Origin of the sequence: Candidatus Amarolinea aalborgensis (assembly GCF_900491745.1) — a bacterium.
Taxonomy (GTDB): Bacteria; Chloroflexota; Anaerolineae; order SSC4; family Amarolineaceae; genus Amarolinea; species Amarolinea aalborgensis.
The window spans coordinates 1-13,103 of the sequence record NZ_UETR01000002.1; the positions used below are offsets into that span (position 1 = coordinate 1).

At 61.2% G+C, this 13,103-nt stretch carries 12 protein-coding genes and 1 pseudogene; 6 read left to right on the forward strand and 7 right to left on the reverse strand.

Features of this window, described 5'->3' with window-relative positions:
* From ACPQ6D_RS02770 to coxB, 6 genes and pseudogenes are all read right to left on the reverse strand, one after another.
* Positions 1-956: pseudogene (locus tag ACPQ6D_RS02770) on the reverse strand (hypothetical protein); the annotation flags it as partial.
* A gap of 37 nt (positions 957-993) precedes the next feature.
* On the reverse strand, positions 994-1,446 hold the full coding sequence (locus ACPQ6D_RS02775; RefSeq protein WP_423222769.1) for a FixH family protein: 453 nt from the start codon (positions 1,444-1,446) through the stop codon (positions 994-996).
* 315 nt (positions 1,447-1,761) lie between these two features.
* Entirely contained in the window at positions 1,762-2,400 is a 639-nt protein-coding gene (locus tag ACPQ6D_RS02780; RefSeq protein WP_423222770.1) for an SCO family protein, read from the reverse strand.
* A 71-nt stretch (positions 2,401-2,471) separates the two neighbouring features.
* The gene (locus ACPQ6D_RS02785) at positions 2,472-4,325 is read right to left on the reverse strand and encodes a heme o synthase (protein ID WP_423222771.1); all 1,854 of its coding nucleotides are present in this window, start codon (positions 4,323-4,325) and stop codon (positions 2,472-2,474) included.
* A 255-nt stretch (positions 4,326-4,580) separates the two neighbouring features.
* A complete protein-coding gene (gene ctaD / locus ACPQ6D_RS02790) occupies positions 4,581-6,194 on the reverse strand; it encodes a cytochrome c oxidase subunit I (protein WP_423223151.1) in 1,614 nt (537 codons plus the stop codon).
* Between the two features lie 89 nt (positions 6,195-6,283).
* Entirely contained in the window at positions 6,284-8,107 is a 1,824-nt protein-coding gene (gene coxB / locus ACPQ6D_RS02795) for a cytochrome c oxidase subunit II (RefSeq protein ID WP_423222772.1), read from the reverse strand.
* Positions 8,108-8,395: 288 nt separating this feature from the next.
* On the opposite strand from coxB, the gene ACPQ6D_RS02800 reads away from it, so the two are divergent.
* From ACPQ6D_RS02800 to ACPQ6D_RS02825, 6 genes are all read left to right on the forward strand, one after another.
* Entirely contained in the window at positions 8,396-8,986 is a 591-nt protein-coding gene (locus ACPQ6D_RS02800) for a cytochrome c oxidase subunit 3 (protein ID WP_423222773.1), read from the forward strand.
* Positions 8,987-9,007: 21 nt separating this feature from the next.
* On the forward strand, positions 9,008-9,301 hold the full coding sequence (locus tag ACPQ6D_RS02805) for a cytochrome C oxidase subunit IV family protein (protein WP_423222774.1): 294 nt from the start codon (positions 9,008-9,010) through the stop codon (positions 9,299-9,301).
* A gap of 232 nt (positions 9,302-9,533) precedes the next feature.
* Complete coding sequence (locus tag ACPQ6D_RS02810; RefSeq protein WP_423222775.1) at positions 9,534-10,244, forward strand: DUF4058 family protein; 711 nt, start codon at positions 9,534-9,536, stop codon at positions 10,242-10,244.
* A gap of 82 nt (positions 10,245-10,326) precedes the next feature.
* Positions 10,327-10,686, forward strand: coding sequence for a hypothetical protein (locus ACPQ6D_RS02815; protein ID WP_423222776.1), 360 nt, complete (start codon positions 10,327-10,329; stop codon positions 10,684-10,686).
* 89 nt (positions 10,687-10,775) lie between these two features.
* Positions 10,776-11,426 carry a hypothetical protein gene (locus tag ACPQ6D_RS02820; RefSeq protein WP_423222777.1) on the forward strand — a complete coding sequence of 217 codons (651 nt, stop codon included), beginning with the start codon at positions 10,776-10,778 and terminating at the stop codon, positions 11,424-11,426.
* A 3-nt stretch (positions 11,427-11,429) separates the two neighbouring features.
* Positions 11,430-12,338: a hypothetical protein gene (locus ACPQ6D_RS02825; protein ID WP_423222778.1), complete on the forward strand. Its 909-nt coding sequence runs from the start codon at positions 11,430-11,432 to the stop codon at positions 12,336-12,338.
* A gap of 6 nt (positions 12,339-12,344) precedes the next feature.
* On the opposite strand, the gene ACPQ6D_RS02830 is transcribed toward ACPQ6D_RS02825, so the two are convergent.
* Entirely contained in the window at positions 12,345-13,049 is a 705-nt protein-coding gene (locus ACPQ6D_RS02830) for a class I SAM-dependent methyltransferase (protein WP_423222779.1), read from the reverse strand.
* Between the last annotated feature and the right edge of the window lie 54 nt (positions 13,050-13,103).

Genomic DNA, 13,103 nt, shown 5'->3' on the forward strand with positions numbered 1-13,103 from the left:
AACCGATAGCCTGCGAAGGCAGGCTTGGCCATGGTTGCAGCGACTTCAGTCGCCGGCCCCGCCGACCGGCGCCGCGCCCACGCAGGTGGGCGCCCGGCGGTACGCCCTTCAGGCGCGATTTCAATCGCTGGCCGCCCCGCCAACCGATAGCCTGCGAAGGCAGGCTTGGCCATGGTTGCAGCGACTTCAGGCGCCGGCCCCGCCGACCGGCGCCTGGCGGTACGCCCTTCAGGCGCGATTTCAATCGCTGGCCTGATGGTCGCAGGCTGAGCAGTCACCTGAGCAATCACCTCCGCCTTTCCTCCCAGCGGTCGCCCCCGGATGCAGTCCTTCGTCGTACACGTGACGCAGACGGCTGCGTCGCGCACCTTGATTTCACTGGGGCTGACGAGCGAGCCGAAGAAGTTGAACTGGCCGACTGGACAAACGTACTTGCAGAACGCGGCGCCCTGGAACACGGTGTCAACCACGAAGGCCACGGCAAAGTAGGCCAGGATCAGCCAGGCGGTCAGCCAGGGACTGGCCCAGAGGTCCCAGCGCTCATAGGCAAAGAAGAAGAGGACGAGCAGCGCCAGCGCCAGCCATTTGCTGCGCAGCGCCCGCGGCAGCGGCCGGCCGCCCGCGAGGGCGCGGTTTTGCAGCCATTTGCCCAGCCGCCGCGGCAGCATGAAAGGGCAGGCGAAGCAGAACAGGTTGCCAACCACCAGCAGACCCAGCACCAGGAAGCCGCGGTAGTGAATCCAACCCACCACCGTGGCCAGGTTTTTGGGCGCCAGCGAGGGGCCGGTCAGCCCGTCGAAGACCATCAGCGCGGCCAGGATCAGCAAAACGATCTGCGCGGCCGTCCGGCTGTGGCGCCAGCGCAGAAAGCGGCCCAACAGCGGCCAATGCAGCAGATCCGCAGTCCGGGCGCGACGACGCGGCAATAAAGACGACGACATCTGCATTTTGGTCATGGCTGGTCCCACGCGGCGGCCGCGCGCCGTGGCTGGCTCATGGCTCGGTCACGCCCACTGGGAAATCGGCCTGCGCCTGGCGTCCATCGGGCAGCGTTACTTTGACAGTCACCACCCAATCGCCGGCCATCGTCCAGTCGAACGGCACGCTGTACAGGCCGTCTGCTCCACCCTGGCCAGTTGCCAGGACAGGCGCCATGCCCGCATGAGTCATGTTGCCCTCAACGGTCACTGCGGCATCTTCCATGGGCTGGCCGGCCGCGTTGGTCACGTGAATGGTCAGCGTCGCCGCGCCGGTGTGAATGGTGTCCGCGGCGCGCAGCTCGATGCGCAGATCGCTTGCCGGCGTGGCGCGGCCGCCGCACGCATTCAATGCCAGCAAGGTCAACGCCACCAGCGCGCCCATCAATCCTGCGCGCCTCGATTTGTGCGCTTGCCTGGTTGGCTGCAGTTCAGCGCCAGGTCTCGTCTTTTGCTGATACTCACGCATATCTCACCTATCTTGGCATAATCCAGACCACCTGCATCCTCTGCGTCCAACGCTTGCATGGGACGCAGATGCACGCAGAAAAACGCTGATTTATTTGATGTTCTCATCATCTGCGAGCGCAGCCAGCGTATATCTGCGTCCAACGCTGGGATGGGACGCAGATGCACGCAGAGAAACGCTGATTTTCTTGATTTCTTCAGCCTCTGCGAGCGCAGCCAGCGTGTATCTGCGTCCAATTCTTTTGCGGGACGCAGAGGCACGCAGAGAAACGCTGATTTTCTTGATTTCTTCAGCCTCTGCGAGCGCAGCCAGCGTTCATTTGCGTCCGCTTTCCTCGTTGACCAGGTTGCGCATGTCTTCAACGAATTGCTCAGCCGTCTCGTCACTCGACAGCGGCGTGCCGCGTACGCGGCCCTGGGCGTCCACGAGCGCAAAACGCGTGGAGTGATTGATGTCACTGGACGCGTCGCTGCCAGGCTCGTGGCTGTGACGCTGCGCCAGGCCCACTTTGAATCCGGTTTGGAGGAGATCCACCGTTTCCTGTTCTGTGCCCACCAAAAACCGCCACATGGCCGGGTCCGCATCGAAGAGCTGACCATAGGCCTTGAGCACGGGCGGGGTGTCGTTGGCCGGGTCCACACTGATCGAAACGAGCTGCACTTTGCCCGCCAGGCTGGCGTCAGCTTTGACCAACTCCTGCACCTTGCGCATCTTCGGCATCAGTTCTGTGGGGCACACGTCTGGGCAGGTGGTGTAGATGAAATTGACCAGCCATACGCGGCCGGCCAAATCGCCGGTGCTGACGCGCTGCCCGTCCTGGTCAGTCAGGGTGAAGTTGGGCGCATTCCAGTAAACCGGCAGGGCCTGGCTTGCGCTCCCGCAGGCCGCCAGCAGGCCCAGGCCGACCGCCAGCGCGCTGATCCAGCCCACCATTCTCCGTGTTCGCTGCTGCATGTTTGTCTCCCAATTCGTCCAGGCAGTGGAGTTCGTCGCCATTGCTATGACCTGCAATCGCCAAGCCGCGCCTAAACTACCCGATCCACCACCATCGCCGCAAACAACAGGGCCAGGTACAGCGTTGAATACTTGTAGAGACTCAGGGCTGAGGCGTTCGTGCGCGCCTGGCGCAGGCGCAGCGCCAGGTACAGGAAAATCCCGCCCAGCACGACCGCGGCCACCAGGTAAATCGGGCCAAGTAGACGCGCCACCGCAGGCAGAATGGTGACAACCAGCATCGGCCACGTGTAGGCGACGATTTGCTTGCGGGTGTCTTCCTCCCCATGGACGACCGGCCACATCGGAATGTTGACCATCGTGTAGTCACGCTGCGCCAGGAGTGTCAGCGCCCAGGTGTGCGGCGGCGTCCAGCAGAAAACGACGGCGAAGAGGATGATGGCCAGCGGGTCAATCTGCCCGGTGATGGCCGTCCAGCCGATCATGGGCGGAAACGCGCCGGCCGCGCCCCCGATGACGATGTTGTACGGGGTGCGCGGCTTGAGCCACAGGGTGTAGACGACGACATAGTAGACCAACGCGATGGTCGAGAGAACGGCGCTCAAGACATTGACATAAACCAGGAAAACGACCACGGAGAGTACGCCGAGCGCCAGGCCATAGATCAGCGCGTTGATTGGCGCGATGCGCGCGGTGGCCAGAGGGCGGCGCCGCGTGCGCGGCATAATTTTGTCCTTGTCGCGTTCAATGTACGCGTTGATGGTGTTGGCGGATGAGGCCGAAAGTGCGCCGCCCAACAGCGCCCACAGTGTCAAGCCCCACGGCGGGCGGCCGGCCGTTGCCACCAGGATGGCGGCCAGGGTCGTGATGAGCAAGAGGACGGTGATGTACGGCTTGGCTAACCAGAAATAGGCAAACAGGATGGAGCCGACGGTGTCGCGGCGGGGGCTTGCGGCCTGGTCCTCTGCGCCAGCGAGGACCTGAGCGTGTGCGCCCTCGTGATAAAGGGTGTAGAGAACGACGAAGCCAGCCCAAACCGCCGTTGCCAGGGCCAGGTGCGCCACGTTGACCCACACGGGAATGATGAAAAACGCATTTGCCACGCCCAAACCGATTTGCGCCGCGAAGAGGAGCAGCATGGCGCGATTCCAGCGTCGTGCACTCATGCTTGCCCGGCCCAAGATGCCGACATAGCGCCAGGAGAGCCACAGAAAAGCGATCAGCGTGGCAAAAACCGCGCCGCGGTGCAGCATCTGGATGAACTGCAAGGCAGCGGGAGCCTGACTGGGTCCGCAGTGCGGGAAGGCCGGGCACGCGCTGGCCGCCTGACTCTGCGCGACGGCGGCGCCGGTCAGCACCAGGATGAACGCAGCCACGGTGGCCAGGGTCAGCCACGCGCTAAAGCCGCCATACTCCTCCTGCGTCTGCACAATGCGCGCCAGGATGGCGCCGCGGTTGCGCGTGCGCGGCCAGGCCAGCAGCGTGCTGGCAGTAAGCAGGCCGAGGCTGAGCGTGGCCAGACCGGTATGAATCCAGGCCCACAACGTTGGGGTGGGCGAAGCTGTCAAAAGAACGCCAACCAGCGCCTGGATGAGGACCGTGGCCGTGGTGATAGTTAGCAAGCGGGGGGAGAGCCGATGCAAGTGCTCGCGGTTGGTCAGCGTGATACGCAGGAGCAGCAACAGCGCCAGCCCGAGGATCATCGCGGCCAGGCGATGCCACAAATCGGTCAAACCGCCTGGCGCGATGGTGAACGCCAGGCCTCCGTTGCACAGCGGCCAGGTGCGACAACCCAGTGTGGAACCGGTGGCGCGCACCAAGCCGCCCAGCACAATTACAACCCAGGCGAGAACCGCAGTCCACAGCGACAGTTGACGAAACCAGCGCATGTGACCGGTCTCGGCGATGATCAAACGAATTGGCACGTGAGACCCCCAGAATACAAACGATGAATGATGAACGTGAATTCAAGTTCGCGTTCGCCATTCATCGTTCATCTTGTGTCATTGTACTACGCAGGGGGTTTTGTGACAAGAAACACAAAGGCCCTGACGCTGTGCTGCGCAAACATCAGCCGGTAGCCATGCAAGCGATGGCGTAGCTGCTCAGGCGGCGCCGCTGCGGCCTGAATCCATTCGGTGGCTGCAAGTCGCCGGATGCCTGAGCAGTTACGTGATGCTTTAGTCTGCGCCGTGCGCGGCAGCTGTGCCCGCGGCTCCGCCGGTCAGCACGTGGCGACCATAATCGTACGGGCCGCCGCCAACGTGCGGCTGATGAGTTTCGTCCCAGTTGAAGATAGACGGCGGCGACGAGGTCTGCCATTCCAAGGTCTTGGCATCCCACGGATTATCGCCGGCCACCTCGCCCTTGCGGAGGCTGATCAACACATTCCAGAGGAAGGGCAGCGTCGAGGCGCCCAACAGGAACGAGCCGATGGTCGAAATCAGGTTCAAGGTAGCGAACTGCGGATCATAATCTGCCACGCGGCGCGGCATGCCCATCAAACCGGAAACGTGCATGACCAGGAAGGTCGTGTGAAAGCCGATGAAGTGCAGCCAGAAATGAAGTTTGCCCCAAGACTCATTCAGCTTGCGACCGGTGATCTTAGGGAACCAGTAATAGATGCCAGCGTAGATCGCGGTGACGCTGCCGCCGAATAGCACATAGTGCAGATGTGCGACCACGAAGTAGGTGTCGTGCACATGGATGTCCACGGGCACCGAGGCCAGGATGACCCCGCTGATGCCGCCTAAGACGAACAGGGAGATGAAGCCCAGGGCGAACATCATGGCGCTGGTGAAACGCAGCTTGCCTTGCCAAATGGTGCCTAGCCAGCCGAAGATCTTGACGCCGGTGGGGACGGCAATGATCATCGAGGTGATCATGAAGGGCACCGTCATCCAGGGGTTCATACCGCTGGTGAACATGTGGTGCGCCCAGACGGTGAAGCCCAAAAAGCAGATGGCCAGACTGGAGAAGGCGATGGCTTTGTAGCCGAAGATCGGCTTCCGGCTGAAAACCGGCAGCACATCGGAGACGATGCCCATGGCCGGCAGCACCATCACGTAGACGGCCGGGTGCGAATAGAACCAGAACAGGTGCTGCCACATCAGGGGATCGCCGCCCTGCGCGACGTTGAAGAAGTTGGCGTGGAAGATGCGCTCGATGGCTAACAAGAACAACGCGCTGGCGATGACGGGCGTGCCCAGAATCTGAATGATCGAGGTGGCGATGATGCCCCAGGTGAAGAGCGGCAGCTCGAACCAGCCCATGCCCGGCGTACGCATACGCACGACGGTGGTCAAGAAATTGACCGCGCCGAAGATGGATGAGAAGCCCAGAATGATGATGGAAATGGCCCAAATCGTCTGGCCGTCGCTGCCCAAGAGGGAGAGGGGCGGATACGACGTCCAACCGGCTTCGGGCGCGCCCACGAGGAAGGACGAGCAGAGCAGCAGACCGCCAATGACAAGCAGCCAGAAGCTGACCGCGTTGAGTTTGGGGAAAGCCATGTCATCAGCGCCGACCTGCAAAGGCACGATATAGTTGGCGAAGCCGGCCAATACCGGGATCACCCACAAGAAGATCATGATCGTGGCGTGCATGGTGAACAACCGGTTGTATTCGGTGCCCGAATAGATTTGACCCGGCTGCGCCAGCTCGGTGCGCACCATCAACGCCAGGATGCCGCCCAGCAAGAAAAACAAGAACGTGACAGTGATATACTGAATACCGATCACCTTATGATCGGTGTTGAATGTCAAGTAGTGCCACCACTTCCAGGCCCCGTGCATCACAAAGCCTTCATGGTGTTCAGCATGGTCGGCGCCATGCCCACTCTGCGGTAAAGCAGGTGCGTGTGCCATCTTGTTGATCTCCTCGCTTACTTCTGATTCGACAGATAAGTAACCAGCGCCGTCAGCTCCGCTTCAGAAAGCGAACTGCCGAAGGTCTGTGGCATCACATTCGCCGGACACGCGCCTGCAGGGCACTGCGGCACGATATAAGCGTTCGGCTTGATAATGGATGTCCTGATGTATTCTTCGGCCGTCTCGCCGGCCACACGGGTGGCCGCGACCGATCCGATTTGGTTGAGGTTAGGTCCGATCTGCCCGGCGCCGCCGGCATCGGTCAGCGTGTGACAAGCGGTGCAGCCATTTTTCTGGAAGAGGCTGCGGCCATAGGCGATCGGATCGTTGGTGTCAACCGTCTTGTTCTTCTGCTGTTGAACCCAAGCGTCGAAGTCGGCCGCCGAGACCACGCTGATTTTGCCGCGCATCTGCGCGTGGCCGGCGCCGCATAACTCCGCGCACACGATCGGATACTCACCGATCGCGGAAGCTGTGGCGCGCGTATCAGTCACCCGATCGGGCATGGCGTCGCGTTTGATGCGGAAATTGGGCACCCAGAAGGCGTGCAGCACATCCTTGGCTTTGAGACGATATTGCACTGGTTGATCCACGGGCACCACCAGTTCATTCTGGACGGTGATGTCCTGTTCTGGGTAGTAGAATGTCCAAAAGAACTGCTGGCCGGTTACTTCAACCACCATGTCGGTCTTGGCAAAAGCGCGCTCGCCAACGAAGGTCTGATAGCTCAAGAAGCCGATGATGATAACGATGACGGCGGGCACAGCCGTCCAGATCACTTCGAGCGTATTGTTACCGTGAATGGGCGGCCCATCTTCATTGTCCCCCGGTTTGCGGCGGAACTGGAGCACGGCATACAGCAGGCCGGCTTGCACGATAAGGAAGATGACCGTGGCGATGCCGAGCATAAGATTGAAGAGAGAGTCAACCGCCCGTGACTGGACAGAGGCTTCGACCGGCATGAAGAGATTGAGCGAGGTGACCACCACACCGGCGCCCATAAAGATCATCGAAGCGATGACCACCAGCAAGCTGGAGAAATTAGGGCGCAAGCGGGAGTACACGATGCCGATGATGAGACCAAAGACCATGTGTCCCGCTATGAAGCCCGGTTTGGCGGCAAAAGCCATCGCCGGGGCCAGCACGGGCAAGAGCAGATCAGCCAGGAAGTAGACGATCAAGCCGTAGATCGCGCCCGCGGCCACCGGCGCGCCCAGGCCACGCGGCAAGCGCAGGATGGCGTGATAGACCACCGCAAAGGCCATGCCGAGAACGGCTGAGAGTCCAAAGTGGAAAACGGAGCCGACCAGGGCGGTCATGAAGTTGAACTGTGGTCCGACGACGCTGGGGCCAAGAATCGCGCTGGCAATCTGATTGAGCGGCGCCCAGACGCTCATGGCGCCTGAACGGTCGAACAGGGCAACGAGCATCGCCAGCAGGCCCATGGCCAGGCCGCCGCCCACACCGGCGAGCGCGCCAGCAATCAGATCACGCCGCGTGAATGGCGGCGTGCGCGTGTCGGTCATGTCAACCGGCGCAGCAACCGGCACCGGCGCCTCATATACTTCAACCAGGATGACCGGCTTTCCCGTTGAATCAGTGATGGATCGCCGGTTCCACTCATACGCCGGCTTTCCATAACCTGCTTCTTCCATGCCTGCATCAACCTGGGCCTGAGTGGGCAGGGCGCCCACCGTGCGGCCCACGATGCGTACTGCATCCAGGTCTAACTCAGGATACAGACTTCCCAAGACGTTGCGCGACCATTGGTCAGGCAAGATCGGCGTTGGATGGGCAAAGTACAGATAGGCTGCACGTAAGCGGTAGCTCGTGCTCATTGGATGGCTACTCCCAAGACTGTGAGATTATTCACAAAAAATGATTTCACGGGTCACTCGAATCGTTCGTTCTGGTGTACGTCATTGGTACGGGCAACACATGCTAACATACAGGTCGCGCCTTGTCAAAAACTGGTGATAAGTGCGAATAGTAACAAAGTGTACTCGGTGTTTTGACAAGAGGGGCAAATCTGATTATTATTAGCTCTACGTCATTGGTGACAATTTTCAGCGCGTGCCCTGACCCGTACCCAAACCGAGACCAGTTTCTTTCAAGGAGTCAATCGCATGGCCCAAGCCTCGACCGCGCCCGCTCAGAGGTCGCCCGAAAGCCTACTGCCCGTCAATACCCCCAAGCTGGGAATGTGGATTTTTTTGGCGTCTGAAGTGATGTTCTTCAGCGCACTGATCGCCGCCTTCCTGATGTATCGGCTGCGCGGCCCAGCAGATGCCAATCATGTGTTGAACATTCCGTTGACGGCGTTCAATACCTTCGTTCTGCTCACCAGCAGCATGACGGTGGTGTTGGCCCTGGCCGCGGCCCAGCGCAACGATCAAGCCAAACTGCGCTTGTGGCTGCTGGTCTCCTTGTTGTTTGGCGGCACGTTTCTCAGTGTGCAGATGATCGAGTATTTCAAACTCTTCGAAGAGGGCTTGACCATCAACAGCAACATGTTCGGCACGATTTTCTTCACCTTGACCGGGTTTCATGGCACGCACGTTTTCATCGGGCTGCTGTGGTTGGTGGGGATCATTGTGCAGGCGTTTCGAGGCCGTTTCAGCGCCACCTATAATATGAGCCTGGAGATCTTCGGCCTCTACTGGCACTTCGTGGACATCGTGTGGATCATCCTGTTTGTGATCGTTTACCTGATCTGAGGCATGGGAGAAAACAACATCATGAATGAAAACGCATCTCAGCTCTCGGCTGTGGTTCATGAAGAACATGCCAAGCCCAACTATGTTGCCGTCTACCTGGCGCTGGCGGCGCTGACGTTTATGGAGATTGGAGTCACCTTCCTGCCCATTCCCAAAGGCGGGCAGGTGGTCATCCTGTTGACGTTTGCCTTTGCCAAACTGGCCCTGGTCGTCATGTATTACATGCACCTGAAGTTCGACACGCGGCTCTACACCTTCGTTTTTGCCGTGCCGACCTTTTTTGCTTTGCTCATCACCGGTGTGCTTCTCATCTAGCGAAGCCTGTGGGCGCGGCTAACGGCGCGCGCCGCCGCGATCAAAACACGGCCGGGAGGCATCCTTGTCCACAAGGATTCCACCGGCCGTTTTGTATTCTCCGCGCCATGCGCCAGCTCGACGTCAGGGCTGGGATCGCCTGGTCAGGTGATTTTGCAGATTGACTCGTTTTCGAACGCATGTTACAATTTGCGTGTGGGGCTATGTCGAACCCTTCGCAAGGAGAGCCAGCATGTCGCTTCGGGATCACTTCCATCCTCCGCTGAGTGCGCATCGCCACTGGCACGCATTTCACAACGCGTGGGCGACGTACATTGCCGCTGACCTAAACCAGCGCCTGCCGCCCGGCTACTTTGCTGAACCGAATGTGCAGTTTGGCATCGAAATTGATGTCGCCACATTCCAGGAGCCGTTCACAGAAACGCAATCACCAGGGCCAACGATGGCATGGACAGCGCCTGCGCCAGCCCTCTCTGTGCCTTTCACGTTGACCTCGGACATCGTGGAAGTGGAGATTTTTACCGACGCTGGTGGTCCTATGCTGACCGCAGCCATCGAATTGATTAGCCCGGCCAACAAAGACCGTCCCGCACATCGCGCTGCCTTCGCGGCCAAATGCGAGACCTATCTGCGGCAAGGCATCAGCTTGATCATGGTTGATATCGTAACCGGGCGCAGCGCCAATTTGCACAACGATCTCCTGCGCAAACTGGCAACGAGTCTGCCTCCGTTGGGCAGCGATCTGTACGCCATTGCTTACCGGGCTTCGCAGGTGCGAGGCGAGTCTCATCTTGACATTTGGCCTGAGACCCTGGCCTTGGGACGCACTTTGCCTACCCTGCCGCTCTGGTTGCAGGGCGGGGTCAGTGTGCCCGTGGAACTGAATTTGACGTATGAGCAGACCTGCACGGCGCAGCGCATTGGTGACAACGGTCTTGGTTGATGCGGATGGCTTCGCCGGCATTTCCCCAAACATGGTGCAACCTGGACGCGTGTCCTGCGTATTAGGCAACAGGTGAGGGATCATGAACCTGATTGACTGGGTTGGCGTGGCGAAAAACGCACTCTGGATCTTGGGCCTGGCTGTGGTCCTGGCGGCTCTGAGCTACGCCGATTGGTGGGCTGGCGTCAATCACCAGCGTTTGACCGCAGCCCTGCGTACGCCCCTGTTCCAGACCCCCTTCAACCTGGGCATGACATTGTTCGCAGCCGGCCTGGCCAGCACCAGCCGCTCCTGGTGGGAAATTGGCGCCTGGAGCGCGCTGCTGCTGCTCTTTGCCTGGCAAACCATCACCTCGTGGCAGGCCGGGCGCCAGACTCCCCGCACAACCCCGTCAGCGTCGCCTCAGCGCCCCGATCGCCCCGTTGATCCCCCTCATGTCTGAAATTTGTCTGACGAACCCGTGGCTTGTTGTTTTGTAACCTGCCGGCGCCCAATCGGCAAGGAAAGCACTCTAAGGGAAGGAGTTTGATCGTGGTTAATCAGCGCACAAATCTCATTCTGGGCGGGCTGTTGCTGCTTGGTGGTTTCTTCCTCCTCCTGGTCAACTTCGACATCTTCGGCGACCTCGGCCCGACGGTGTGGGGCCTCTTTTTTGTGGTCGGCGGCCTGGTCTTCGTCGCCCTCTACCTGGGAAACCGGCAGCATTGGTGGCCCATCATACCAGGCCTGACCCTGGTTGGCGTCGGCGCGCTCGTCTTGCTCAGCGGCGCCGGTTTGGAAGGTGAGTGGTTGCCGTCTGTTTTATTCGGCGCCATTGCGGCGGCCTTCCTGGTGGTCTATCTCAGCCAACCGGCTGTCAACTGGTGGGCTATCATCCCTGGCGGCGTCATGGCCAGCCTGGCGCTCGTGTTGATATCGGGTGACGCCGGCGGGGCAGCGATGCTGTTGGGCCTGGCCGCTACGTTTGGCCTCGTCTACCTGCAAGGCGCGCTGCGCAACCTCCATCAGCAGTTTTGGTGGGCGCTCATTCCGGCTGGCGTTCTGGCGATCATCGGCCTTTTCCTCCTGGCCGGCGCTGTGGAACAGATGGCGTGGATCGGGCGCTTATGGCCGTTGGTGCTGATTCTGGTCGGCGTGGGTGTTCTCTTGCGCAATGGATTATCTCCCAGCCGGGAGCGTTAGCCTATGACGACCACACCTAGCGACGGCGCGGCCAAGCGCAACACGCTTTTGTGGGGCGGCGGCATCTTGGTGGCCGGCGTTTTCTTGCTGCTTGTCAATTCCGGAAAGCTCGACCCCTATGCTCCCGTCTGGCAGTACATCCTGGCCAGTCTCTTTGGGGTCGGCGGGATTGCCTTTCTGATTCTTTTCGTGCGTGATGTCGTTCGCTGGTGGCCGATCATTCCCGCCTTCACCCTGCTGACGACCGGCGTGATCATTTTTCTGACCACGCAGGCCAAACTGGCGGGCGAAATGCTCGGCGCCATTCTGTTCTTCGGCGTCGCGCTGGCTTTTGCTGTGATTTTTCTGCTCGATCGCCGCCGCTGGTGGGCTGTCATTCCCGGCGGCGTGCTTCTACTCGTCAGCGCAACGACTGCGCTGAGCACCCTTCAGGTGCGGCCCAACGTGCTGAGCGCCACGCTGTTCATCGGCATGGGGGTGGTGTTCCTGTTCGTCTACCTGCTTGGTCCGCTCAAGCGCGAGGTCTGGTGGGCGCTGGTGCCGGCGACCGCGCTGATCGCCTTCGGCCTCTTCACCTTCGTTTTCAGCAGCGCAACCGGCGGCCCGCAGTTGTTCGTGGCGCAGTGGTGGCCGGTGCTGCTCGTGGCGCTCGGCATCTTCCTGCTCGTGCGCGGCTTCACCAGGCTGGGCAGCCGCACGCTGCCCGCGGCTGATCTGACGTTGCCTCCGCTGCCCGCGGCCGGGGAGACGCCAGCCGCGCCCAGCACAGCCGTCATTCACCCGCAGGATAGGACCGCAGCCATCGTGACGACCGCGCCGCCCACGCCGCCCGCGGCGCCGCCGTTACCCGAACCGGCCGCGCCTTCGCCGCCCGACCCCGTTGATTCTCCTGGCGATGAAGAACCGGCCTAGATAAGATCAAGGCCCGCCGTCAATCAGTGACGGCGGGCCTTCTTGTTCGTGCGCGCCTATCTGCGCCGTAAGGATCGAGACGCGGCCAGACGGCAGCTCGCGTGTTTGCCAACTGGCCGCGAAGCCCAGGCCGCGCACCTGGGCCGGCATCGCCCGCATCAGACGCTGCGCGGCCAGGTCGGGCGAAAGCAGGGCCTGCAGCAGGCGCGCAATCAGACCGGGGTGGTCAATTTCCCCTCCATCCACCCAGATGACCCATCCGCCCGGCGCCAGCACGCGACCAAACTCCTGCCAGGTGCGCAGATCAAAAACGTACGCTGTGGGAAAGGTCAGGATGATGCAGTCCACGCTGCACGCAGGCAGCGGAATGGCCTGCGCCGTGCCCTGCACGAGGAGCACCGAGGTCAGTCCACCGCGGCGCAGCCGTTGCACGGCCGCACGCAGCATAGGCGCAGAGCGATCGAGGCCGATGACCGCCCTGCCTGCGGCGGACGCCTCAGCCAGCAGCGCGCCTGTGCCGCAGCCAACTTCGAGGAGTCGCGGTTGGATGCCAGTTAGGGCAGTCCGCGCGCGCAGCGCCACGATGGCCTGCCGACGCCAGGTGTGCCACTGGCCGTTCGAAAAGAGCTGCGCCACCGCCTCATACAGCGGCGCCAGCCATCCATACGCCAGCGATGAGGCCAACTGGAAAACGAGCCGTTTGAGCTGCACGCCGCGCCTCACGCTCACCGTTGGCCCCGATGCGCCGTTTCGAGGCCAGACGGC

Excerpts from the sequence above, each read along its gene's own strand:
- ACPQ6D_RS02775 (WP_423222769.1), bottom strand. The coding sequence starts at position 1,446 with ATGCGTGAGTATCAGCAAAAGACGAGACCTGGCGCTGAACTGCAGCCA.
- ACPQ6D_RS02780 (WP_423222770.1), bottom strand. The coding sequence starts at position 2,400 with ATGCAGCAGCGAACACGGAGAATGGTGGGCTGGATCAGCGCGCTGGCG.
- ctaD (WP_423223151.1), bottom strand. The coding sequence starts at position 6,194 with ATGCACGGGGCCTGGAAGTGGTGGCACTACTTGACATTCAACACCGAT.
- coxB (WP_423222772.1), bottom strand. The coding sequence starts at position 8,107 with ATGAGCACGAGCTACCGCTTACGTGCAGCCTATCTGTACTTTGCCCAT.
- ACPQ6D_RS02800 (WP_423222773.1), top strand. The coding sequence starts at position 8,396 with ATGGCCCAAGCCTCGACCGCGCCCGCTCAGAGGTCGCCCGAAAGCCTA.
- ACPQ6D_RS02805 (WP_423222774.1), top strand. The coding sequence starts at position 9,008 with ATGAATGAAAACGCATCTCAGCTCTCGGCTGTGGTTCATGAAGAACAT.
- ACPQ6D_RS02810 (WP_423222775.1), top strand. The coding sequence starts at position 9,534 with ATGTCGCTTCGGGATCACTTCCATCCTCCGCTGAGTGCGCATCGCCAC.
- ACPQ6D_RS02815 (WP_423222776.1), top strand. The coding sequence starts at position 10,327 with ATGAACCTGATTGACTGGGTTGGCGTGGCGAAAAACGCACTCTGGATC.
- ACPQ6D_RS02825 (WP_423222778.1), top strand. The coding sequence starts at position 11,430 with ATGACGACCACACCTAGCGACGGCGCGGCCAAGCGCAACACGCTTTTG.